This window comes from Virgibacillus sp. LDC-1, from assembly GCF_030137545.1.
In the GTDB taxonomy this organism is placed as follows: Bacteria; Bacillota; Bacilli; order Bacillales; family Amphibacillaceae; genus LDC-1.
The window spans coordinates 26,538-50,490 of record NZ_JARUVL010000015.1 but is presented as its reverse complement, the minus strand read 5'-3'; the positions used below and the strand labels follow the sequence as shown (position 1 = coordinate 50,490).

Here is a 23,953-nt window from a genome sequence, read left to right as displayed (position 1 = left end):
AAGGTAGGATTCTCCTTTGATAGCGTCAAGCTTGTTCGTACGAGAATAAAAGAAAGTGCCGCATATATATAACGACACATCAAGGTAATCTTATGTAGCTTTTCTGTTTCTTATAGCTCCTGCCCAATATCTTGACGGTAAAAAAACGAGTTTTGGTCTGAGCAAAGCGCTAATGTGCGATATACATTTTTTCTTGCTTCTTGTATATTCGCATGCTTTGCTCCAACAAGGAGGACCCGACCACCATCAGAAGTCAAACGGGCATCAGCTTTTGTCTGCTTCACTCCTGCATAAACAATAAAGGACCCATCCTCGAGAAGTTCTGGAACAGGCGCATCCTTTTTATATTGCTCTGGATAGCCTTCTGCTGCTAATACGACTCCTATACACGTTTCTTGTGCCCACGATAAATGCGGATTATTGCCTGCGAGAACATCTGTCAGCACTTGCAGCAAATCATTTTCTAGTAAAGGTAAAACAACCTGCGTTTCTGGATCACCAAAGCGCGTATTAAATTCAATCACCTTTGTACCTTCCGCTGTTTGAATTAACCCCGCATACAGAATCCCTGTAAATGGGCGGTTTTCTGCCCTCAGACCATCGACCGTTTTCTGTAAAACGGCTGTAGTTGCGTACGCTAGCATTTGTTGATCAACATCCTGAACAGGCGCATAAGCACCCATTCCACCTGTATTTGGTCCTTTGTCACCATCAAACGCACGCTTATGGTCACGAGCAGGCACCATTGGATACACCTTGTCATGATGAACAAATGCCATTAAAGAGAATTCTTTTCCCTCTAAAAACTCCTCGATTACAATCTTATTTCCTGCTTCCGCATATGCTTTAGCAACGAGCATATCATCAATGGCTTCATCGGCTGCCTCGATTGTTTCTGCGACAACAACGCCTTTCCCTGCTGCAAGACCATCCGCTTTAATGACGATTGGGACTCCTTTTTCTTTTACAAATTGCTTCGCTTTCGCTGCATCTGTAAATGCTTCATACTGTGCAGTAGGAATGGCATGTCTCATCATAAATGCTTTAGCAAAGCTTTTACTTCCTTCTACTATCGCCGCTTCTTTTGTAGGTGCAAAAATTGGTAGCCGTTCTTGCTGAAAGCGATTGGCGATTCCTGCCATGAGTGGGTTTTCTGGTCCGACAATCGTTAGGTCAATCTGATTTTCTTTGGCAAACGTGAGCAGTCCCTCGATATTCGTTTCTTTAATTGGTATACATTCTGCTATTTTTTCCATTCCGGCATTGCCTGGTGCAACATAGAGTTTATCAAGCTGGACACTCTTTGACAGCTTCATTGCAATACTATGCTCTCTTCCCCCACGTCCTACAACTAACACCTTCATGCATATGCCTCCTTGTATATGATGTTTAAACACTATTTTCCGCTTAGTACGTCTTACTCTATAAATTATTACACGTTACTTGCACTACAAGCGGACGTTTTCCACAGGTCTCTTTGATGCAGATATATAGCTTGCTTTTTTCTACCTTCAAAGCTTTTTCTATTCTCTGAGAATGAATAGGTTTGCCCCTGTTTTTTATCGCTTGCTTCGAACATTATCATCGACCACGATTAATGTTTAAAATGACGAATCTTTGTAAACACCATCGCGATACCATTTTCGTTGCAAACATCAATCGAATCCTGGTCACGCTTTGATCCACCTGGTTGAATAATGGCAGTAATTCCAGCCTTTGCAGCTGCTTCTACTGTATCAGGCATTGGAAAGAATGCATCTGATGCAAGCACTGCACCAATTGCCTGCTCTTCAGCTTGGTTAATCGCGATAGTTGCAGCTCCGACACGGTTCATCTGTCCTGCCCCTATGCCAACCGTTTGTTGTTTTTTTGCCAGTACAATTGCATTGGACTTCACATGCTTTACTGCTTTCCAAGCAAACAGTAAATCACAGAGCTCTGCTTCTGTTGGCTTTCGTCTCGTTACAAACTCTAGGTCAGCTTCCTTCACACGTGCATGATCCATACTTTGGACGAGCAAGCCTCCATTTACACTTGTAAGCTTATGGCTCATTGAAGGAAGTTCGTCCATCGATAGGGTCAATAAACGGATGTTTTTCTTTGTTGTTAACAAAGCAAGTGCTTCCTCTGTAAAGCTTGGTGCGATGATAATCTCAAGGAAAATATTGCTTAATTGCTCAGCAATTGATTGGTCGATTTCCTTGTTTGCCGCAACAATCCCTCCAAAAATAGAGATTGGATCTGCTGCATATGCTTTTTGAAAAGCAGCGTACAAGGAATCAGCTACTCCAATGCCACACGGGTTCATATGCTTTACCGCAACAACTGCAGGTTCCTTATATTCGCTAATAATTTCCAAGCAAGCATTTGCATCCTGAATGTTATTATAGGAAAGTGCTTTTCCATGAAGCTGCTTGGCTGCCGCGATACTTAATACTTCTTGCCGTGGATCACGATAAAATGCTGCACGCTGATGTGGATTTTCTCCATAGCGCAACGTTTGTACCTTTTCATAGGTAGCCGTGTATGTTTCCGGGAATTCATCATTGGTTATTTCGTTAAAAAAGCCAGAAATCATGGCATCATAATTTGCGGTATGACGAAACACTTTAGCTGCAAGCTGTTTCCGGAGCTCGTCATGTACTTTATTATTCTTCAGTGCTTCTAAGACGCGGGAATAATCTGCTGGATCGACAACAACAGTAATATTCTCATAGTTTTTGGCAGCTGCACGGAGCATTGTAGGCCCACCAATATCAATATTTTCTATTTTATCTGCTCGAGTAGCTTCCTTGTTTAGGAGTGTCTGTTTAAATGGGTATAAATTAACGATGACGATATCAATTCGTTCAATAGAATGTGCTTTTAACTGGCTTACATGCTCAGGATTTGCTTGCTTCGCTAAGATACCACCATGAATAAATGGGTGTAGCGTCTTCACTCTTCCATCTAGTATTTCTGGAAAACCAGTAATATCTTCTACAGAAATCGCCGGTATACCAGCTTTTTGGAGCGCTGTTAACGTTCCACCTGTTGAAATTATCTCATAGCCGAATTCTACTAACTGCTTAGCAAAATCAGTGATGCCTTGTTTGTCTGAGACACTAATTAGTGCACGTTTTTTCATTGTCTTTGCTCCTCATATAATAGTTATAATTCCGTTACATTTCACGAAAGCAGGACGCATACACAGCAGGCATACGCCTGTATCTGTCCTAGCTTCTCCTGGCTTGCTTCTTCAAGTAATAGTAGCCATACAGTTGAATAAATCCGGCCAATTAATTGCATTGCTATTTATTCGTACACGAATGGAGTAACAGATTAATTGTTTTCGGATACAAGCGATGCTCGACTTGATGTATTTTTTGTGCGAGTAAATCGAGCGTATCCTCTGGTGAAATAGCGACCGATTCCTGTGCAATAATCGCTCCCGTATCGATTCCTTCGTCAACGAAGTGAATGGTCACACCTGTTGTTCTCACTTTTCTATCCCATGCCTGACGAATTGCATCCTTACCCGGAAACGCCGGAAGCAGGGATGGATGAATATTAATAATCTTACCTTCATATGCTTCAAGTAGAATATGACCTATTATTCGCATATAGCCCGCCAGAAAGATCCATTCTATTTTTTCTTCGTGTAGCTTCTCTACGAGCATCTGCTCATAGTCTTGCTTTGATAAAAAACGTGTTGGATCAAATTGGATTGTTCTTAGCTGGAAATGACGTGCTTTCTGAACAACCTCGGCCTCCGCACGATCGCAAACGAGCATACAAATGTCACAGGCAAGCGTTGATTCCATCAAGGCTTGAAAATTACTGCCTGTTCCAGAAGCAAACACAGCAGCTTTCGGTTGCTTTACCACTGTATTTGAACCCCCTCTTTTTCGATCACTTCGCCGATAATAGCTGCAATTTCACCTTCTGTCTGTAAGCATTCTACTACGTTTTGCGCTACCGACTTATCGACAACAACTGCCATACCGATTCCCATATTAAAGACCCCAGCCATTTCCTCTAAAGAAAGATTTCCTCTTTGTTGAATATATGTAAATATGTCTGGCAGCTGCCAAGAGGAAGCATCTAGCTTTACTCCTAAGCCTTGTGGCAGCATACGAGGGATATTTTCATAAAATCCGCCACCAGTAATGTGTGAAATCCCTTTTATCGTAGTTATTTTTGCAATAGCTGCAATTTGCTTTGCATAAATTTTTGTTGGGGTAAGCAAAATCTCGCCTAACGTTTTTTCAAAGCCTTGTGGAATTGCTTGAAGATTACTTTCTGCCAATACTTTGCGTACAAGAGAAAATCCATTCGAATGAAGCCCGCTCGATGGTAAGCCAATTACTAGATCACCGATAGTGATGGCATCTCCTGTAATCAGCTTTGATTTTTCAGCAATACCTACCGTAAACCCTGCAAGATCATATTCATCCGCTTCATACATTCCCGGCATTTCTGCTGTTTCACCACCAATAAGGGCAGCACCTGCTTGTATACAACCATCCGCAATTCCAGCAACAAGCTGCTCTATTTTTTCGGGATTATTTTTCCCACACGCTATGTAATCAAGAAAGAATAAAGGCTGTGCTCCTTGTGCGATAATATCGTTTACACACATTGCTACAAGGTCAATGCCAACGGTGTGATGAATATTCATTTCCATTGCAAGCTTTAATTTTGTTCCTACGCCATCTGTTCCAGTTACAAGTACTGGCTCACGGTAGGAAAAACCACTTAAATCAAACAACCCAGCAAAGGCACCAATTCCCCCGAGAACCTCTGGTCTTGTTGTTTTTGCAATATGCTTTTTCATTCGCTCAACCGCTTCATAGCCCTTTTCTACATCAACGCCCGCATCTTTATATATATTCGACATTCTCTTCACACCTCAGCCCTTTTATTATTGTTGCTTCCACGTTGTTTGCAGCTGTTTTTCCACCACTGGATAATTCCCAGTAAAGCACGCTGTACAAACGCCTTGATGAATTGTCCGATCCTTTACAATTGCGCGTTCTAAGCATTCTGGACTTAAATAAGCTAGGCTGTCAGCACCTATTTTTTTGCAAACTCCCTCTAGTGAATAGTTAGCGGCAATTAATTCCTGCTTCGTGGACATATCAATCCCATAGTAACAAGGGTTTTTTACTGCTGGAGAAGCAATTCGTACATGCACCTCTAGCGCACCTGCTTCCTTAAGCATGCGGACAATTCTCATACTCGTCGTTCCTCTAACAATGGAATCATCGATCATAACGATGCGTTTTCCTTCCACAATGCTGTGCAGTGGTGATAGCTTCATTTTGACCCCTTGCTCCCGCAGTGTCTGCGAGGGTTTGATAAATGTTCGCCCTACATACCGATTCTTAATAAGACCCATTTCATATGGAAGACCACTTTGCTCCGCATAACCAATTGCAGCAGAAATACTTGAATCAGGTACACCTGTTACGACATCAGCATTTACTGGCGCTTCCTTTGCCAGTTCCATTCCCATGCGCTTCCTAGAAGCGTGAACATTCACATAATTCAAGTTGCTATCTGGTCGTGAAAAATAAACATATTCCATCCCACATAGCTTGCGTTGCTCACGAATCGCAAAGCGGTTCGATTCGATACCCTCATCACTTATCGTTAAAATTTCTCCTGGTAATACTTCACGTTCAAAAGTTGCACCAATAATATCAAACGCACATGTCTCAGATGCAACAACATAGCCTTCACCAAGCCTACCTATCGACAATGGCCGAATACCATGTGGATCAAGGGCAACGTAGAGCCTTTCTTCAGATAAGACGATAAAAGCATAAGCTCCAATCATTTTCTCTAACGCATCAGCAAGAGATGCAACAGTAATTGCATTGCCATTCCGTTTAATCAGATGTGCAAGAAGCTCTGTATCTGCCTTTGTTTGAAAAATACTGCCTTCGTTTTCTAGTTCGCCACGAAGCTGATGTGCATTCATGACATTACCGATATGCGCGAACGCCATACTCCCAGACTGAGAATGAAAGAGATGGGGCTGAACATTATCTAGCCCGCCATCTCCGTTTACAATATAATGAACATGACCAACTGCTGCGCGTCCGCTAAGCCGCTCAAATTGGGCACGACTAAATACATCATTTACTAATCCAACTTCTTTATGCAGCTTTAGCTGTTGCCCATCACTCGTTACGATGCCAGCCCCATCTTGCCCACGATGCTGCAGGGCATGAAGCCCGTAATACGTAATTTCTGCCGCATTTTCATGTCCCCAAATCGCAAACATTATCCATGCCCCACTTTTGTTTTATTTCAGCTTTGCTGGAATAGCTTCTCGCCATAGCTTGCTGAGCGTTTTAACCTCTTCTTCAATGACTGTCTTACCATTCACCTTTACAATCATTCTTGAATCATCCGTTACATACCCAATATGCTGTCCATTCTCAAGCAATGTCTCAAACTGTTCCTTATGCTCGCGTTTTACTGTTACAACAAAGCGTGACTGGCTTTCACTAAATAATTGTGTTGTACTATCACCTACTAGCTCTACCTCGAGTCCGAGCTCTTTTTTAGAAAACACGCTTTCTGCTAGAGCAACAGCTAGCCCTCCTTCTGACAGATCATGTGCAGAAGAGACAATTCCTGCTGCAATGGCTTGTAAAAGCTGTTCTTGACGTTTTCGCTCTACTTCCAAATCTAGTATTGGAGCTCTCCCAGCATATTTTCCTTCCAACACAAATTGAAGCTCACTACCACCAAACTCAGGTTTCGTTTCACCAATTACGTAAATAAGATCGCCTGCCGTCTGAAAATGACTCGGAGTAATATGATCTAATGAGGTATATAGACCAACCATGCCAATAATCGGTGTTGGAAAAATTGCTTTTCCTTTTGATTGATTATATAAAGAAACATTTCCACTAATAACTGGCGTACCAAGCATGTCACATGCCTTACTAATACCAGCTACACTTTTTTCCATTTGCCAAAATACTTCTGGATTCGTTGGGTTTCCGTAGTTCAGCCCATCGGTTAGTGCGAGTGGCTTCGCTCCTGAAGCTACAAGATTCCTTGCTGCCTCTGCTACCGCAATACTTCCCCCTACCTCTGGATCAAGGTAAATATACCGTGAATTACAATCGGTTGTTATTGCAATTGCTTTTTCACTATCAGCTATTTTCACTACTGCTGCATCTGATCCCGGCCCAACCATTGTTTGCTGCTGTGCTTCTGAATCAAATTGTGAATACGCCCATTCCTTCGATGCGATCGTCGGTTGCTGCAAAAGCGTACGCAGCATTTCTGCAGGGTTATCAACCTTAGGAAGAAAAGCAGGCATTGCTTGAAACTCCTGATAATAAGTCGCTTCCTTTGCAGGTAATTCATAAACAGGTGCATCCTCCGCTAAGGCGTCAACTGGGATATCCGCCATCATTTCTCCGTGTTGGATAATGCGAAATGCTTTTTCCGCGATTACTTTACCAACTACGACTGCAGACACATCATGCTTAGAGAAAATATCGATAATCTCTTGCTCTCTCCCTTTTTTCACTACAAGCAGCATACGCTCCTGCGATTCAGAGAGCATGAGCTCATATGCGGTCATATTCTTTTCACGCTGCGGAACGAGGTCCAAATTCATTTCAATTCCGGTACCTGCCTTACTTGCCATTTCACTTGCTGACGAAGTAAGTCCTGCTGCCCCCATATCTTGCATTCCAATTAATGCGTCCGAATGAATCGATTCCAAACAGGCAGAAATTAACCGCTTCTCTAGTTCTGGATTACCAATAGCAACGGCAGCCTGATTGGTCTCTGCTTCTTCTCCTAAATCATCGGAAGCAAATGTAGCCCCATGGATACCATCTCGGCCCGTGTCTCCTCCGGCATATATGACAAGGTTGCCAACTCCTGCTGCAATTCCTTTTTGCACTTCATCATGCTGAAGTAAGCCGACCACCATCGCATTCACTAATGGATTTTCCTCATAGCACGTATCAAATTGAATTTCACCACCAACAGTTGGAACCTCAATTGTATTTCCATAATGGGCAATCCCACGTACTACTTCTTGAAAAAGCTCTCTGGTTCGCGTGGAATCTAAACTGCCAAAGCGTAAGGAATTCAAGGCTGCAATTGGCTTTGCTCCCATTGAAAATACATCACGAACAATGCCGCCTACTCCAGTCGCAGCGGCTTCAAATGGCTCCACAGCGGATGGATGATTATGACTCTCCACTTTAAATACAACTGCTTGGTTATCTCCAATATCAACGACTCCAGCTCCTTCACCTGGACCTTGTAAAACGTGTGGCGCTTTTGTCGGGAACTTGCGCAGCAAAGGCTTTGATGTTTTATAGCTACAATGCTCTGACCACATGACTGAAAAAATTCCTACTTCCGTATAATTGGGTTGTCGCTTTAGAATCTCTTTTATCCGATGGAACTCTTCATCACTTAAGCCCATCTCACGATACAAGCCTTCTTTTTCAACTTCCTCTGCACTCGGTACATGCATTGTTTTCATCGTCGTCCCCTCCAATATTCGTTGTAATTTCCTAGAAAAAAACCTACAAGCTGTTGCCCACCTTTACACACTGACATAATTGGTTAGTCGTTCAAGCACTTGCTCATATACCTGGATTAGATCTCCTGTTCCTTGTCTAAATACGTCCTTATCTAGCTTTGCCTCTGTATCTTTATCCCAAAGGCGACACGTGTCTGGCGAAATTTCATCCGAAAGAATAATACGTCCATTTGCCAACCGCCCAAACTCTAGCTTAAAATCTACTAACGTTAGATTAATAGATTGAAATAACAAACGAAGTGAAGTATTAATCTCAAATGCTTTCACTTTGATTTCATGAAGCTCAACAGAAGTAAGATCTGTTAAAAACTTTGCATGTTCATCATTGATTAGCGGATCGTTCAAGTCATCATTTTTGTAATATAGTTCTACTAATGGCGGAGAAAATACTTCTTTTTCTCTTAACCCAAGTCGTTTTACAATACTCCCTGCCGCTATATTGCGCACAACAACCTCAAGTGGAACAATCTCCGTTTTATGAACAAGCTGCTCTGTCTCATTTAATTTTTTAATAAAGTGACTTTCTATTTCTTGCTCCGCTAAGTAGGAAAAAATCGTTGCAGCAATTTCGTTATTTAAACGTCCCTTCCCTGGAAATACGTCTTTTTTCTTCCCATTAAAAGCGGTCGCATCATTTTTATATGATAATACGAGCTGTGCTTCATTACCTGAAGCTTGGTAAACCTTTTTTGCTTTTCCTTCATAAAGAAGCGCTGCTTTCACTTCACATCACCTCATTCACTTTATCGATAACTAAGCTCATTACAGTCCAATCTCTTCAAAAATCGCATCCACATTTTTCAAATGGTATGTGTAGTCAAAGCATGCATCAATTTCTGCTTGAGAAAGCAATTCGGTTATTTCCTTATCCTGTTCTACTAGCTCTTTAAAATGTGTTTCGGACTCCCAAGCTTGCATTGCTTTCGGCTGGACAATATCATATGCCGTTTCTCGTACCATTCCTTTGTCAATAAGCGCTAAGAGCACACGCTGCGAAAAAATAACCCCGTGCGTTTTATCAATATTACGCTTCATATTTTCTGGAAACACGGTTAAATTTTCTAAAATATTACCAAATCGATTTAACATATAATTTAAAGCAATCGTTGCATCTGGTAAAATTACGCGCTCTGCAGAGGAATGTGAAATATCCCGCTCATGCCATAGAGCGACATTTTCATAGGCAGTAACCATATAGCCACGAAGCACACGAGCCATTCCAGTCATGTTTTCAGACCCGATTGGATTTCGTTTGTGCGGCATTGCCGAGGATCCTTTTTGACCTTTTCGGAATTGCTCCTCAACCTCACGTGTTTCTGTTTTTTGCAGGCCGCGTATTTCAGTCGCAAATTTCTCGATGGAGGTCGCAATTAATGCAAGCGTTGATACATATGCTGCATGACGGTCACGCTGCAACGTTTGTGTTGAAACAGGTGCAGGCGATAATCCTAGCTTTGAACAAACATACTTTTCCACAAATGGATCGATGTTTGCATAGGTTCCAACTGCTCCAGAAAGCTTTCCAAATTCAATATTTTTTGCGGCTAATTCAAAGCGTTCCAGGTTACGCTGCATTTCCTCATACCATAGCGCCAGCTTTAGCCCAAATGTGGTTGGCTCTGCGTGTACGCCATGGGTTCTTCCCATCATGACAGTATGCTTATGCTCCATTGCTCGCTGCTTTAATATGTCAATGAAACGATGTAAGTCTTTACGAATAATGGCATTTGCCTGCTTTAAGATAAAGGATAGTGCGGTATCCACTACATCCGTTGATGTTAAACCGTAATGCACCCATTTTCTTTCTTCACCTAACGTTTCAGAAACGGCGCGCGTGAATGCCACAACATCATGTCTTGTTTCCTGTTCAATTTCATAAATTCGTTCCATCTGAAAGGAGGCATTCGCTCGTAGCTTTTTAACATCATCACTTGGAATGACCCCGAGCTCACTCCATGCTTCACAGGCAAGGACTTCTACCTCAAGCCATGCCTTAAATTTATTCTCCTCCGTCCAAATTGCTCCCATTTCTTCTCTTGTATAACGTTCAATCATTGTATTTCCTCCTCCAACATGCTTAGCTGCTCATTTAATTGTTCCACTGTATCTGCAATAAAGGTAATATGCCCCATTTTTCGTTTTCTTTTCGCCTGTGCCTTTCCATAAAGGTGGATAAAGCCATCCGAGAGCTGTGGCATTACAGAAACAACTTTATCCATTGCTTCTCCAAGAATATTCACCATAACCGCACACTGCAAAGGCTGAACAGGAATGAGTGGCAAGCCACAAATAGCACGAACATGCTGGCTGAATTGTGAAATATTACAGCCTTCGATGGTATAATGCCCAGAATTATGTGGACGTGGTGCCATTTCGTTCAGAAAAATCGTCTCACCTTCCACAAACATTTCAATCGCAAATGTGCCAACAATATCCATTGCTTCCGCAAGCTTTCGTGTTGCTGCATATGCCTGTTCTTTTACTTTATCGCTCACATTCGCAGGAGCAATCGTCTTATGTAAAATATGTGTTCTATGCTCATTTTCAGCAAGTGGGAAAAACGTAATTTGTCCCGTAGTTCCACGAGTGAAAATAACCGAAATTTCTTTATCAAAGCGAATCCACTGTTCAACGATGCAATGCTGATGCTTTTCAGCAAATGCCGCCGCTTTTTCTTTATCAGCAAGTTCTTCCACAAGGAGCTGCCCCTTGCCATCATACCCTCCATGACAAGTTTTAATAACAGCAGGGAGTGGAACATGCTCAAAAGCGTTTTGGCATTCTTCCGCATTCGTAACAATCGCAAAGCGCGGTACAGGTAGTCCTAGCTGTTTCATAAATTGCTTTTCCTTTTCCCTGTTTTGCGTGATTTCTAAAGGGTACGCGCCTTGTGGGAGCTTTCCTTTCTTCACCATATAAGTAGCTGCATGAAGATCAACATTTTCAAATTCATACGTGATAACATCACTCTGTCTTGTTAGCGCGCTGATTGCATCCATATCATCATAAGCTGCCTCTATTTGTTGATCAGCAATTTGTGCTGCAGGACAATTTGGCGTCGGATCTAATACAACAATGCGATAGCCCATTTGTTTTGCTGCAATAGCCATCATTCTGCCAAGCTGTCCCCCACCTACGATTCCGATTGTTTGTGGTGGTAGAATATGCTTAATTTGTTGCAAGCTGCTCCCTCATTTCCGTTACCTTTTCTTCCATGCGCTTTCGTTGCGATAACAGACGCGCTGCAATTGCTTCATCATAGGTCCCAAGAATCTGTGCTGCGAGAATTGCCGCATTTATTGCCCCTGGTTTCCCAATCGCTACCGTAGCAGTTGGCACACCACCAGGCATTTGCACAATGGAAAGCAAGGAATCAAGTCCTTGAAGTGATGTACTTTGCACAGGCACACCGATTACAGGAAGTGTCGTTTGTGCCGCCACCATTCCAGGAAGATGTGCAGCACCTCCTGCGCCAGCGATAATTACCTTTAACCCCTGTTCTCGAGCAGAGGTAGCATAAGAAAACATATCATTCGGCGTCCGATGTGCGGAAATGATTTCTTTCTCATATGAAATGTCGAGCTCATCCAAGACCTGGCACGTATGCTTCATCGTTTCCCAATCTGAAATACTCCCCATGATCACACCAACTAAAGCCATAAGATCCCCTCTTTCATGTATTAACGCATATCAACATGTTAATGTTATGAAATTCTGATTCACTCCATTAAAAAAGCCTATTCGTCTCCCCAACTTACATGAGAGAAGACGAATAGGCGTAACGCCATAACGAAAAACATGCCGTCAGCAAAACAGGCTACATAACATTGTATAAGAGCCAGATTTCCTTCATCTTCCCTCATAGTCCAGCATTTACGGTGCTAGGTAGAGACTATCGGGCCATATCCCCGAAATTATATGAGGTACCGTATTCTTTTATCGGGTTAAGCATAACAAAGAGCAACATCGAGTGTCAACAGAAAACGAACATTTTTACAATAAAATTTTATAACGTTCGGATTTTGAGCTCTACGATAAAAAAATCTTCTTTTTACACATTTTTAAATTCCGATCATTTGGGATTGCTTTCACTTTGATTAGCATGAATCGTCTGTGCTTCAGTTGCTGCGCCAGAAGCGTTTCCTTTCTCTGCTTCCCGCCGTTTCACTTGAAAAAGTTTTCCTTTGCGAACCTGCTTCACCCAAAATCCACCATGTATTTGCTTTGGCTCATAAGCAATAATAAATGCCTTTGCATCGATTTGCTTTATCGTTTCATATAGCTTTAGCTCATATTTTCTTGGAGTTAAAATTTGCATGGCGAGTCGATCCCCATCCATACCATAGGCAAACCAGCTCGTGACACCATAGCCCTTATCCCGTAATTTCCGAGTAAAGTCAATGTCTGGGTTGGATGAAATAACGTTCACCGTAATATATCCAAGGGCAAGCTTTTCTTCAATTTTGGAACCAGCAATAACACCGAGACCATAACCAAGCGCGTATGCGACTAAATTTTGAATTTGATTTAAATTGTCTAATACGAGCCCTAATCCTAGCACATAAATGACGACTTCAAACATACTTATAAAGGCAGCAATATACCGCCGGCCCTTCATTGTTAAAATCATACGAATGGTAAAAAATGAAACGTAGACGATGTTAATGATCAAAATTATCGCGACCATCACATATGCATTACTTAGCAACATGTGCACCTCCTTATGCTCGTATTCTATTAGAATAACGTATTTTTTCATTTGGCGAAACGAAAATTTATCCGTTTTAGGCAATCACCTATTCCCGAAAGAAAGCATACACTATAGTAAACCTAATATGGAATCAGCGAGGTGATGGAATGGATCCTTTTCAACAAATGAATGATTGGAAAAAGAGCATGGATCATTTTTTTAGTGATTCATTTTGGAATCAGTTTGAAGGAATTGTTAAGCCTACTATACCCCAATTTAATATGTATCAATCTGATCACGAGCTATATTGCATTGTAAGTATTCCTGGTTTAGAATCAATCGATCATATTGATATTTATGTAGACTATGCAACATTAGAACTGAGAGGAGCGATTGAGATTAGCCCTCACGGTGAAAAAGCAGTAAAAGAAGAAATTATGCAAGGTGTGTTTGAACGAAGTATACAGCTTCCATTTCCTGTGCGCGCTGACAAGATTTCAGCAACCTATCGAGACGGATTAGTTCATATTAAGCTACACCGCTTGATATCTGATTCAAGTAGGCGAAACAAAGTCAATGTTCGCTTGTTAGACGATGAATAATATAGTTATTCCTATAAAGTAAAACTCTATCTGCGGAAGGTACTGCAAGTTACAAGTTACATGTAGAATAAAAATACAACCACACCGAAATGGAATGGTTGTATTTTTTTATTTCCTTATTCTTTAATCAGGGCGATTGGCATCTTGTCCATTTGGACCGTACACACGTTTTTTTGTCGATGATTCCTTCCCATTCAAACGTTTGTTTAAGGACGTTCGCCAATTTTCTGCGAGCAGCTCACAATGCGATAATTCATATGCTAAGTGAAGCTCCTCTTTCCTTACATACATAATTTCATTGCAGGCGGCGATCGTCCACTCTGGATAAGGCCTATCAATCAATTCTAGATCAATTCCTGAGATTACATGGCCTTCTTCTAGCACACGAAAATACCAGCCGGTTCGACCACTATTTTGAATGCGCAAGGCCAGGTCAATCAGCTTAAACCTTCTTGCCGGCTTCCAGCAGGGGCGACGGGGTTGTGATACTTGAATAATCGCATCCCCAAAACGGTACGTATCGCCAATACAAACCGTAAATTCATCCATCTCTAACACTGCAAGATTTTCACCCATTGCCCCCAAATCGATATCGGTCCTGTTTAGCTCTTGCTGCCAAGCTGCATAGTGCTTAATCGGATAAGCAAAAACAGCTTTTTCCGGGCCTCCATGATTCTTCTTATCTGCTACTTCATCGCCAGCTAATCCAGTTTTGCCTAACCAGAGCTGGTTTTCTTCTGCTTCTTTAAACATGCCCGTTTCCCAAGGACGCTCCATTCGATCCGTTGCCGCTTCGCTTCCGAGTGAGCGCACCTTTCCAGTAAAAATCTTATGTACAAACGGTTCGTTCATTCTATCACTTCCATTTTAATTTATGATAAAATTAGTTCACTATCTATCATTCTACTGTAATTAAGCCTTACTTTCATTACTTATTGGAGGAAAAGAGGAAAATACATTGAATACATTAAAAAAAGCGACATTTGCAGGCGGATGCTTTTGGTGCATGGTTAAGCCCTTTGATCAATGGGACGGTGTTCATCAAATCATTTCGGGATATACAGGTGGACATATTGAAAACCCAACCTATGAAGATGTAAAGCAAGGAAACACTGGCCATTATGAAGCAGTTGAAATTCTGTATGATGAAGCCATCATTTCCTATGAAGAAATTCTAGAAATATATTGGCGACAAATCGACCCGACAGATGACGGCGGGCAGTTTCATGATCGCGGTGATTCCTATCGGACAGCGATTTTTTATCATGATGAAACACAGAAAAAACAAGCTGCGGATTCCAGACTAGCACTAGAAAATAGCAAGCTATTTTCCAAGCCTATTGTCACGAAAATTCTTCCAGCACAGCCGTTTTATGTGGCGGAAGATTACCACCAAGATTTTTATAAAAAGAATCCAACCGAATATGAGGCCGATCGTGCAAAATCAGGACGAGATTCATTTATTGATGATACGTGGAGAACCTCTAATAAAAAGGATACGCATTCAAGTTAGCACTTGAATGCTTTTTGTTTTCAAAAATTATCGTACTTTGTTATCATCGAATTTTCCACAAACTAATAGTATAATAAGCTCTAATGACTCTAAACAGATTAGGAGCGACAACATGCCTCAAAAAGAATCATTACTTCCATTAAAAATGCTATTATTCAGCTTTCATGCTACAAATACTATCATTTTGAGCTTTCTACCATTATATTTACGCTATAAAGGACTAAATGGCACGGAAATTGGCTGGGTGCTTGCCGTAGGTCCACTCGCGTCTATTTTTTCTCAGCCGTTCTGGGGCTACATGAGTGATAAATATAAAACGGTGAAACGCATGCTGTTAATATGCGTATTCGGTCTATTAATCAGTTCGGTGCTTTTCTTTCAAATGAACAGCTTAGTAGCAATTCTAGTCATGGGAGCTATCTTCTACTTTTTCACCACACCAATTGGTGCACTCGGAGATAGCCTTGCCCAGCGTCGTGCCGATGACCTTAACGTATCCTTTGGCACGATTCGTATGTGGGGATCAATCGGATTTGCAACCTCTTCCCTTCTCATTGGCGAGCTTTTAGCAAGAGTCGGTGTCCAATATATGATTTGGCCGTATTTAGCATTTGGCCTTATGGCACTTTTCGTTGTGTTCCGTCTCCAGGATGTTAAAGTAGACGCAGACCCTGTGCAGCTAAAGGATGTCGGATTACTAGTTAAAAATAAACCCTTCGTTTTCTTTATGCTATTATTAATGCTTCTCGCGATTTCCCACCGTGCGAACGATAGCTTTATCGGGCTTTATATCGCCCAGCTCGGTGGCAGCGAAGGGCTCGTTGGCCTTGCCTGGTTTGTCGGCGTATCAAGTGAAGCAGTTGTATTCGCATTTGCTGGCTTTTGGTTTCGTAAATATCGCCCGCTCTTTTTTATCATCGTTGCTGGCGTCTTATATAGTATTAGGTGGTTTTTATATGCAGCAGCAGACGATGCAGCTTACATTATCGCGCTTCAATTCTTGCATGGATTAACCTTTGGTGTGTTTTATACAGCATCCTTGGATTATGTAACACGACTCATCCCGAAACTCTTACAGTCTACAGGGCATCTTATATTTTATGCCGTATTTTTCGGAATATCAGGTATTATCGGTTCGCTCGTAGGTGGTGCACTCATTGATTCGTTCGGTGGGACAACCCTATACATGGTCATGGGCTGGCTCACAACTGTAGGTACGATTTGTTTCTTTATCTATCATAGTGTAACCTATGGCAAAAAAGCCGCATCACATTAAGCACAAAAAAACTTCCACTACATTCGTGGAAGTTTTTTTTCATTGTCTATGATAAGAAGATAAAGTACAAAATAAAGATTACAAATAGAAAGTACATGACAGGATGAACTTCTTTCACACGTCCTTTTAGGATCATTGTGATTGGATAGAAAATAAAGCCAATCGCAATACCTGTTGCAATACTATATGTTAAAGGCATTGCAATAATTGTTAGGAAAGCTGGTACCGCAATTTCGAATTGATCCCAATCAATGTTCTTCAAGGACGAAGACATTAAGACACCTACAATGATTAATGCCGGAGCCGTTACTTGTGGTGTTACAACACTAAGCAATGGCGAGAAGAATAGCGCCAACAGGAAGAAGCCTGCTGTTACGATTGCAGTGAACCCAGTTCGTCCACCAGCACCAACACCTGCAGTTGATTCCACATAAGATGTCGTTGTAGATGTTCCAACAATCGCACCTGTTACCGTTGCTGCTGAATCAGCAAATAGTGCTTTACCAGCACGTGGAAGCTTATTATCCTTCATTAATCCAGCTTGTGTTGCAACTGCAACAAGCGTACCTGCCGTATCAAAAAAGTCAACGAATAAAAACGTTAAAATAACAACAAGCATTTGTAAAGTAAACACTTCACCAAAATGAGAGAAAGCTTGCCCAAATGTAGGCGCTAAACTCGGAACTTCACCAACAATTCCAGATATACCATTTGGTGGATCGATTAACCCAGCAAACATACCGACAATAGCGGTTAAGATCATTCCGTAGAAAATACCGCCTTTAATTCCTAGTGCTAATAAAATAACCGATACTACAATTCCAAAGATAGCAAGCAATGTTGTCGACTGAGATAAATCACCAATCGCTACTAATGTAGCTTCATTTCCAACAATGATACCCGCATTCTGAAAGCCGATAAAAGCAATGAACAAACCAATTCCAGCCCCAACTGCCATTTTCAAATTAGATGGGATGGCATTAATAATTTTTTCTCGCAAGCCGGTTAACGTTAAAACAATAAAAATAAGACCTGAAACAAGCACACCAGCTAAAGCAGTTTCCCACGGAATTCCGTAGCCTAGCACAACCGTATATGCGAAAAAGGCATTCAAACCCATCCCAGGTGCAAGTGCAACTGGATACTTCGCAATAATCCCCATGAACAATGTACCAACAGCAGCTGCAATCGCAGTAGCGGTAAACACTGCTCCCTGATCCATCCGCGTCATTCCCTCAGGAAGATCGATCCCAGCAAGCGACAACGTGGATGGATTGACGAACAAAATATATGCCATAGCAAGGAAGGTTGTCATTCCCGCCATAAACTCTGTTCGATAATTGGTGCCAAACTTTTCAAACTCAAAATACTTTTTCATGATGATATCCTCCTCGTTTTTTAGGAAAAAGTAAAAAAGCACACCAGACCTTTTGTGGCCAAGTGCGCTACCGATAAACAAAGCAGGAAAAAGAATCAAAAGCAAATCGCAGCATAGGCAATATGTGCGATGCTTTATCCTTATTTACACTGCGTAGTCGGACCATTTACGGTGGTTCGGTAGAGACTTATGGGCCATATTCCCCAAATTATACGCAAACATATTCAATTGAACTAACGTATGCTGTTATTCTACTATCGATTTCACTTTCCGTCAACAAAAACCGAACTATTTTTACATTATTTTATTTAATGTTCGATTATTAGTGATATTAGGTAGCAATTTCATCTATTAAACTCTTTTTTTTTAAGCGTTTATATTTTCCTATCTCTAACGAAATATCTGTATCGTGGTTGTAAAAAGTAATCATTATTTACTGGGTATTCATTTTTTTAATGCCATTTAACTTATCCGGATTCCGTACTAAATAGATATTGGAGATAGCATTATTCTTGATGTGAAACAACACGACACTATCAATATATTTATTTATTCGTATTATAAGCCCATACTGCCCATTTATATTTGTTCTTTCAATGTGCAAAGCTTCATCACTTTTAGATACTTTACGATATAGGCCAATAAGAAAGCTGGCAACGTTTTTGCTGGATTTGATAGGCTGAACAGCGGCAGTAACCTTTCCGCCTCCATCGGCGATCAGCACAACATCTTCTGCTAGCATAGATATAATTTCATCTACATTATCCTGTTCTATTACCCTAAGGAATCTATTAATCCATTGTCTACTAGCTGTTTCCGATTGAATGTTTAACTCAGTGGGTACTCCTAATTTTTCTCGCGCACGACTGTTTATTTTTCGGCAATTCACTTCACTTTTATTAACAATACTGGCAATTTCATTATACTTAAACCCGATTGCCTCATGTAGTACGAACACGGCTCTTTCTTCAGGAGATAATCTTTCTAACATTACGAGTACAGCGTAAGCTAACTGCTGATCACGAATAACCGCTTCAGAGGTTTGATCTTCCAAGGTAACAATCGGTTCAGGAAGCCATTCACCAACGTACTGCTCTTTCCGATGTCGCGCACTTTTCAGTAAATCCTTACAGCGATTTGTTACCATTTTACATAGATATGCCCTGGGTTCATCCAGTCGGTCTCGATCCAAATCATTTAATTTCAGAAAAGTATCTTGCACAACATCTTCTGCATCTATTGCTGAACCTGTCATTTGATAAGCAAGTGAAAAGAGCAATCCTTTATATTCCTTATATAGTTCTTTCACCTCACCACCCCATTCAATTCTCATTACTTTCTTTAATTAGACTAGCGGAATTCCATGTCCACTTTCTTATTTGCCACCCAAGCTTCCCTGTTAATATAATGTCTAATCCCCATTTACGTACCCATGCCATCCCATCCCGTGGTCCTAACCCAAAACAGAAAAATTCAACAAAGCTTTTATGACTAGGTGCCCGCCCTCCTTCAAGATCAGCCAATAAAATTTTTGCGAGTCTTTCAGCTTGGGCAATCGCTTCCTTACATGTCTTCCCATCTTCCAAGCCAGTTAAAGGGTCCACAATCCTGGCACAATCACCAATACTATACACATATTGAGTACCTTGAACACGATAGCATTCATCTACCATAACGTGACCTTCTGAATTAGTTGGTAGACCTAAGTTGTTCACATGGGAATTAGGTATCTGTCCCAGAGTCCATATACAAAGTCCTGCTGATAGCTGCTCTCCGTTTGATAATGTCAGTATACCATTTTTCTCCTTCATTACTTTTGTTCCGTGTATGACCGTAATTCCAAGATTCAAAAGTTTATTTTCTAGCTTCTCGCTCACTTTTTCTGGTCCGTTTGGAAATAATCTATCTTTCGAATTGAATAGATATATGCTTACTAGGCTAGGATCAAACCCTGACTGTTTAACTAATTCTTGAACGGAATACGCCAGTTCAGCTGAAGTTTCTATTCCGCTTAAACCAGCTCCAGCCACAGCAATTGTACATAGCCTTTGACGTTCTATTGCATTCGTTTCTGTTAATGCTTTTTTGACATTCGTTTGCCATATGTGCCGGATTTTCACGGCATCGTCAACACAAGATAAAGCTATTCCACCTTTTGAAGAATCTGGTTTTTTTACAACACTCCCGACTGCCGACACAAGAAGATCGTATTTCATTTCATCTTCATTTCCATTGGAATCTATATATAGGATACTTTTTACATTTGAATTTATTTTAGTTACAGTTGCCTGAACAATCTCAATTCCATTAGGAAACAATCTGGTCAGTGGGACAGTAATTTCATTTTTGTTTACTGCGGGTTTAAAAAGTAATACCTTTCGCAAGTGGTAAGAATTCTTGTCAATTAATACAAGCCTTAATCGCCGTCCACCGATTACTTCCTTACATAATTTTTGAATGCTTTTAATTGCATTAATACCAGCGTAGCCTCCACCAATTACGATACATGTCAATTCCTTCATACTCATCTCTCCCTATTTTCTTTACAGATATAACGAAATAGGAAGTGATATTGTGACACCAATCATATAGAAAAGTAATCTAACTTATGTGCTACTGGAGATTCATCCCTTAAATGTGAACTAATTACCTTCTAAAATAAAAAACCCCTAACACTCTTTCAAGCGTTCAAGGGGATATACTTTATTATCTATTTATTACTCTGTAATACGGTGCCCGCGATATGAGTAAATACGATTTTATATAGTAACTTTTAATTCAAATTACATGATCATGCATTATATAGCATCTGTCGTCATTAGTTTAATTAACTGTTTATAGTAAAGGTGATTTTCCTGAAGCTCCTCATGTTTTCCACAACCGCTTATGCGCCCATCCTCAAACACTAGAATTTGATCAGCATGGGTAATTGTTGATAATCGGTGTGCAATAATAATTGTTGTACGACCTTTCATTACTTGATCAATTGCCTTTTGCACTTCTCTCTCTGAATCATTATCAAGGTTAGATGTTGCTTCATCTAATAGTAATATCGCGGGATCTCGAAATAGTGCACGTGCTATCGCAATCCGCTGCCTTTGCCCGCCTGATAACTTCATTCCTCCTTCGCCCACCTCTGTATCTATCCCTTTTTCAAATTGTTGGACAAAATCCCATGCATAAGCATTTTTTAATGCTCGTATTATATCCGATTCTAATATTTCACTTTCTCCATAAGCTACATTGTCTCGAATTGTTCCATTCATAAGAGGCGCTTCTTGGGATACGTAGCCAAATAAGCTGCGCCACTGTTTTAAATCAATACTTTCAATAGGCTGTTTTCCAAATCGAATCGTACCATTTGCTACATCATAAAATCGTTCTATTAATGAAAATATTGTAGTCTTCCCTCCTCCACTGGAGCTAACCAATGCAGTCGTTTTTCCTGCTGGAATTGTAAAGGAAATATCTTTTAAAAGAGGTGTCTCATTGTATTGAAATGCAACATTTTCAAAAACAATCGATTCATCAGATGAGGAAATGGCAGTCTTTCCTTGTCCTTCAATTGGTTCGTTCAAAATATCCTGTAATCGTTCTGTTGCCCCCATCGCTTTTTGAAGTGCAGTAAAAAATGTTGCCATTTGCGTAAATGGAACTATAATTTGCACGAGGTAAATCATAATCGCGACCAATTCACCTGCTGAAATTGCACCTGTCGCTACCTTTGCACCGCCATATCCAAACAATAAAATGAGTACAACCATCATGATGAACGTCATAATTGGTGATAGAACAGCTAAAATTTTTGCTTCCTTCAATCCAAATTGATACAAATGATGAATTTTTTCTTCTCCATTTTTCTTCTCAAAACATTCTGTTTGCGAGGTTTTCACTAATCGAATATTCGTTAACACACGCCCCAACTGACCAGAAAAGCTAGCAAGCTCATCTTGATTTGCTGACGCAATCTTATGCATACGTTGTCCAAGAGGTAGTATCAATAAAATCGCTACCGGAACTGCAATTAGCATGAGCAGTGTCATTTTCCAATCAATGATGATTAATATGATTACTGCTCCCACAATAGCAAACATGCCAGAAATAAAACTAATCAGATGGTCTGTAATAAGCTCCTTAATTACATTGGTGTCTTGGGTAATTCTACTCATTGTTTCTCCAGACTCATGTGCATCAAAGTATGGAACACGTAATTGTAAAACATGTGCCCATACCTTTCCTCGCAAGTTAGCCACTATTCTTTCCCCAAGCTTACGCATCATATAAAACGTTACTCCACTCATTAAAGCTTGGGAAATTAAAAATACACCTACTAATAAAATGGACTGCAATGAAAAGCCAATCGTTGAGAAATTATTAATCATTCTCATCGTCACTAAAGGAACAGCCAATCCAATAAGTGTTTCAAAAATGCTTAGTAAAAAAGTGCCTATCGTAAGCTTTTTCGATAATCGATGGCTATTAACAAGCTTCCATATTCCTCTTACAGAATTATTCATCCTCTGTACCTCCCAGTCCGAACCTTTCAGCCTGCGAAATTAACCACTCTTCCTCTTCTTTTGTAAAGGGCGACGGAAACAACCATTCATCCATTTTAATATCCTCATATTCTTTTAATGCATCTACCAATTCAACTAAAATATCCTGTGGAATTAGTGAAAAAAACTGCTCGATTAACGACTTCAAATACTCATCTTTTACCGGTTGAATGTAAGCTTTCTTCAGTTGATTTGCTAAGTGTATGTATTGTTGATTTGATTCAATAATATTCATTTCAAAAAAATCATATATGCGCTGGACTAACTCTTCAGGTAAGATACTTTTTAAATATTCCCTCTGCTCATCCTCTTTTAGCAAATTAAAAATTACCGATAAATAAAGTGACGTATCAATTACTTCACTGCGTTTCCCTATTTCAATCGCCTGGTCCAGGCTCGCAATGACACGTTCAATTTGGTTTCGCTTTTTCTCTAGTTGGAGCTTTTGAAACATAAATGATTCTATTAACTGCTGATGCTCCTCATTACTTAATATCTCCTCAATGTCCTCAAGTGAGTAATCTAGATATTTTAGTGTCACTATTTTTTGAATGGTTTCAATGCTATCGTCATTATAATAACGATGACCTGCATCTGAAATAAAACAGGGTTTTACTAATCCCTTTTCACTATAAAATCGCAATGCTCGTACAGTTAGCCCTGTCTTTTTTGCAAAGTCTCCAATTGTATACATATTTTCACCCTCCTTTTCTTAAGTATAATATCTACCGTTACGTCAGATGCAACTACTTTCATAAGGTTTTTAAAATTAAAAGCCTTCTTTACTTATGATAAGGTTCACCTCACTTCACTCCAACACTTGACATAGATCCAATATTTTAGGGCCTAAAAAAATGGTGCCCAATACCTGGCACCATTTTTTAATTGGTTATGCATAATAAACTTTAAAGGTTATCACTCTTCCGACGCCTTTTCAGCACTATCACGCTCAAACCACACTAGTGACCCATTTTCAAAATTGGAAGCGAAAATCTGCTAATTTACTTTTACTTTTACTCTTCTTTAAAATTTCTTCATCGTCGTATGTGATTACACCCTCACTTGGCTTGTCTAAAGTACCGATAAGACTTAACAAGGTAGATTTTCCCGAACCCGATGGACCAATAACAGCGGTGAATTCCCCTTTTTCAAATCCCAAATCAACATGTTGTAATGCTATCGTTTTTGTTCCGTCCCCTTCATAGTGTCTCTTAAGACTAGTACATTTTATATGTTTAATCACTACTATTCCCCCTTATACTAGAATTGATTTTCTCACGTTTTTCTCGTTTAGCAGCGTATTATTCAAAACATTAATATGCTTTATATAATTGCTGAATATAATATTGCCATTCTCATCAATAAG

The 23,953-nt window shown here is 40.4% G+C and carries 21 protein-coding genes and 2 riboswitches; of the genes, 3 read left to right on the top strand and 18 right to left on the bottom strand.

Translation table 11 applies throughout. The annotated features are described in order from the left end of the window. Positions 1-110: 110 nt before the first annotated feature. From purD to QBK89_RS12295, 11 genes are all read right to left on the bottom strand, one after another. Positions 111-1,364 carry a phosphoribosylamine--glycine ligase gene (gene purD / locus QBK89_RS12345; RefSeq protein WP_284141364.1) on the bottom strand — a complete coding sequence of 418 codons (1,254 nt, stop codon included), beginning with the start codon at positions 1,362-1,364 and terminating at the stop codon, positions 111-113. Positions 1,365-1,594: 230 nt separating this feature from the next. Next, a complete protein-coding gene (gene purH / locus QBK89_RS12340; protein ID WP_284141363.1) occupies positions 1,595-3,127 on the bottom strand; it encodes a bifunctional phosphoribosylaminoimidazolecarboxamide formyltransferase/IMP cyclohydrolase in 1,533 nt (510 codons plus the stop codon). Between the two features lie 163 nt (positions 3,128-3,290). Then, positions 3,291-3,866: a phosphoribosylglycinamide formyltransferase gene (gene purN, locus QBK89_RS12335; protein ID WP_284141362.1), complete on the bottom strand. Its 576-nt coding sequence runs from the start codon at positions 3,864-3,866 to the stop codon at positions 3,291-3,293. Next, on the bottom strand, positions 3,860-4,879 hold the full coding sequence (gene purM, locus QBK89_RS12330; protein WP_284141361.1) for a phosphoribosylformylglycinamidine cyclo-ligase: 1,020 nt from the start codon (positions 4,877-4,879) through the stop codon (positions 3,860-3,862). The genes purN and purM overlap by 7 nt, the downstream gene beginning before the upstream one ends. Positions 4,880-4,903: 24 nt before the next feature. Next, entirely contained in the window at positions 4,904-6,271 is a 1,368-nt protein-coding gene (gene purF, locus QBK89_RS12325) for an amidophosphoribosyltransferase (protein ID WP_284141360.1), read from the bottom strand. Positions 6,272-6,292: 21 nt separating this feature from the next. Beyond that, positions 6,293-8,512, bottom strand: coding sequence for a phosphoribosylformylglycinamidine synthase subunit PurL (purL, locus tag QBK89_RS12320; RefSeq protein WP_284141359.1), 2,220 nt, complete (start codon positions 8,510-8,512; stop codon positions 6,293-6,295). Positions 8,513-8,575: 63 nt separating this feature from the next. Beyond that, positions 8,576-9,295, bottom strand: coding sequence for a phosphoribosylaminoimidazolesuccinocarboxamide synthase (gene purC, locus QBK89_RS12315; protein WP_284141358.1), 720 nt, complete (start codon positions 9,293-9,295; stop codon positions 8,576-8,578). Positions 9,296-9,334: 39 nt separating this feature from the next. Beyond that, positions 9,335-10,627 carry an adenylosuccinate lyase gene (purB, locus tag QBK89_RS12310; RefSeq protein ID WP_284141357.1) on the bottom strand — a complete coding sequence of 431 codons (1,293 nt, stop codon included), beginning with the start codon at positions 10,625-10,627 and terminating at the stop codon, positions 9,335-9,337. After that, positions 10,624-11,754: a 5-(carboxyamino)imidazole ribonucleotide synthase gene (purK, locus tag QBK89_RS12305; RefSeq protein WP_284141356.1), complete on the bottom strand. Its 1,131-nt coding sequence runs from the start codon at positions 11,752-11,754 to the stop codon at positions 10,624-10,626. The genes purB and purK overlap by 4 nt, the downstream gene beginning before the upstream one ends. Further along, the gene (purE, locus tag QBK89_RS12300) at positions 11,741-12,232 is read right to left on the bottom strand and encodes a 5-(carboxyamino)imidazole ribonucleotide mutase (RefSeq protein WP_284141355.1); all 492 of its coding nucleotides are present in this window, start codon (positions 12,230-12,232) and stop codon (positions 11,741-11,743) included. The genes purK and purE overlap by 14 nt, the downstream gene beginning before the upstream one ends. Before the next feature lie 182 nt (positions 12,233-12,414). Next, a riboswitch (purine riboswitch) is annotated at positions 12,415-12,514 on the bottom strand. Positions 12,515-12,644: 130 nt separating this feature from the next. Then, on the bottom strand, positions 12,645-13,280 hold the full coding sequence (locus tag QBK89_RS12295) for a DUF2179 domain-containing protein (protein ID WP_284141385.1): 636 nt from the start codon (positions 13,278-13,280) through the stop codon (positions 12,645-12,647). 149 nt (positions 13,281-13,429) lie between these two features. Between QBK89_RS12295 and QBK89_RS12290 the strand changes: the two genes are divergently transcribed. Beyond that, positions 13,430-13,864 carry an Hsp20/alpha crystallin family protein gene (locus tag QBK89_RS12290; protein WP_284141354.1) on the top strand — a complete coding sequence of 145 codons (435 nt, stop codon included), beginning with the start codon at positions 13,430-13,432 and terminating at the stop codon, positions 13,862-13,864. Positions 13,865-13,987: 123 nt separating this feature from the next. Here QBK89_RS12290 and QBK89_RS12285 read toward each other — a convergent pair whose 3' ends face one another. Continuing rightward, the gene (locus QBK89_RS12285; protein ID WP_284141353.1) at positions 13,988-14,716 is read right to left on the bottom strand and encodes an MOSC domain-containing protein; all 729 of its coding nucleotides are present in this window, start codon (positions 14,714-14,716) and stop codon (positions 13,988-13,990) included. Between the two features lie 106 nt (positions 14,717-14,822). On the opposite strand from QBK89_RS12285, the gene msrA reads away from it, so the two are divergent. Both msrA and QBK89_RS12275 read left to right on the top strand, forming a co-directional pair. Further along, the gene (gene msrA / locus QBK89_RS12280) at positions 14,823-15,377 is read left to right on the top strand and encodes a peptide-methionine (S)-S-oxide reductase MsrA (protein ID WP_284141352.1); all 555 of its coding nucleotides are present in this window, start codon (positions 14,823-14,825) and stop codon (positions 15,375-15,377) included. A 112-nt stretch (positions 15,378-15,489) separates the two neighbouring features. Then, positions 15,490-16,653 carry an MFS transporter gene (locus tag QBK89_RS12275; RefSeq protein WP_284141351.1) on the top strand — a complete coding sequence of 388 codons (1,164 nt, stop codon included), beginning with the start codon at positions 15,490-15,492 and terminating at the stop codon, positions 16,651-16,653. A gap of 46 nt (positions 16,654-16,699) precedes the next feature. Here the strand turns inward: QBK89_RS12275 and QBK89_RS12270 are convergent, their stop codons facing one another. The 6 genes from QBK89_RS12270 to QBK89_RS12245 all read right to left on the bottom strand — a co-directional run bounded on the left by QBK89_RS12270 (position 16,700) and on the right by QBK89_RS12245 (position 23,830). Continuing rightward, a complete protein-coding gene (locus QBK89_RS12270; protein WP_284141350.1) occupies positions 16,700-18,031 on the bottom strand; it encodes an NCS2 family permease in 1,332 nt (443 codons plus the stop codon). 134 nt (positions 18,032-18,165) lie between these two features. Then, positions 18,166-18,267: riboswitch (purine riboswitch) on the bottom strand. Between the two features lie 197 nt (positions 18,268-18,464). Further along, positions 18,465-19,340, bottom strand: a complete 876-nt coding sequence (locus QBK89_RS12265) for an RNA polymerase sigma-70 factor (protein ID WP_284141349.1) — start codon at positions 19,338-19,340, stop codon at positions 18,465-18,467. Between the two features lie 13 nt (positions 19,341-19,353). After that, entirely contained in the window at positions 19,354-20,553 is a 1,200-nt protein-coding gene (locus QBK89_RS12260) for an NAD(P)/FAD-dependent oxidoreductase (RefSeq protein ID WP_284141348.1), read from the bottom strand. 276 nt (positions 20,554-20,829) lie between these two features. Then, on the bottom strand, positions 20,830-22,548 hold the full coding sequence (locus QBK89_RS12255; protein ID WP_284141347.1) for an ABC transporter ATP-binding protein: 1,719 nt from the start codon (positions 22,546-22,548) through the stop codon (positions 20,830-20,832). Beyond that, complete coding sequence (locus QBK89_RS12250; protein ID WP_284141346.1) at positions 22,541-23,281, bottom strand: MerR family transcriptional regulator; 741 nt, start codon at positions 23,279-23,281, stop codon at positions 22,541-22,543. The genes QBK89_RS12255 and QBK89_RS12250 overlap by 8 nt, the downstream gene beginning before the upstream one ends. Before the next feature lie 279 nt (positions 23,282-23,560). After that, positions 23,561-23,830 (bottom strand): ATP-binding cassette domain-containing protein, encoded by a 270-nt coding sequence (locus QBK89_RS12245; RefSeq protein WP_284141345.1) that lies wholly within the window; start codon positions 23,828-23,830, stop codon positions 23,561-23,563. Between the last annotated feature and the right edge of the window lie 123 nt (positions 23,831-23,953).

What these genes read in the sequence shown, in the direction of transcription:
- purD (WP_284141364.1), bottom strand. Translation starts at nt 1,364, where the DNA reads ATGAAGGTGTTAGTTGTAGGACGTGGGGGAAGAGAGCATAGTATTGCA.
- purH (WP_284141363.1), bottom strand. Translation starts at nt 3,127, where the DNA reads ATGAAAAAACGTGCACTAATTAGTGTCTCAGACAAACAAGGCATCACT.
- purM (WP_284141361.1), bottom strand. Translation starts at nt 4,879, where the DNA reads ATGTCGAATATATATAAAGATGCGGGCGTTGATGTAGAAAAGGGCTAT.
- purF (WP_284141360.1), bottom strand. Translation starts at nt 6,271, where the DNA reads ATGTTTGCGATTTGGGGACATGAAAATGCGGCAGAAATTACGTATTAC.
- purL (WP_284141359.1), bottom strand. Translation starts at nt 8,512, where the DNA reads ATGAAAACAATGCATGTACCGAGTGCAGAGGAAGTTGAAAAAGAAGGC.
- purB (WP_284141357.1), bottom strand. Translation starts at nt 10,627, where the DNA reads ATGATTGAACGTTATACAAGAGAAGAAATGGGAGCAATTTGGACGGAG.
- purE (WP_284141355.1), bottom strand. Translation starts at nt 12,232, where the DNA reads ATGGCTTTAGTTGGTGTGATCATGGGGAGTATTTCAGATTGGGAAACG.
- QBK89_RS12290 (WP_284141354.1), top strand. Translation starts at nt 13,430, where the DNA reads ATGGATCCTTTTCAACAAATGAATGATTGGAAAAAGAGCATGGATCAT.
- QBK89_RS12285 (WP_284141353.1), bottom strand. Translation starts at nt 14,716, where the DNA reads ATGAACGAACCGTTTGTACATAAGATTTTTACTGGAAAGGTGCGCTCA.
- QBK89_RS12275 (WP_284141351.1), top strand. Translation starts at nt 15,490, where the DNA reads ATGCCTCAAAAAGAATCATTACTTCCATTAAAAATGCTATTATTCAGC.
- QBK89_RS12270 (WP_284141350.1), bottom strand. Translation starts at nt 18,031, where the DNA reads ATGAAAAAGTATTTTGAGTTTGAAAAGTTTGGCACCAATTATCGAACA.
- QBK89_RS12260 (WP_284141348.1), bottom strand. Translation starts at nt 20,553, where the DNA reads ATGAAGGAATTGACATGTATCGTAATTGGTGGAGGCTACGCTGGTATT.
- QBK89_RS12255 (WP_284141347.1), bottom strand. Translation starts at nt 22,548, where the DNA reads ATGAATAATTCTGTAAGAGGAATATGGAAGCTTGTTAATAGCCATCGA.
- QBK89_RS12250 (WP_284141346.1), bottom strand. Translation starts at nt 23,281, where the DNA reads ATGTATACAATTGGAGACTTTGCAAAAAAGACAGGGCTAACTGTACGA.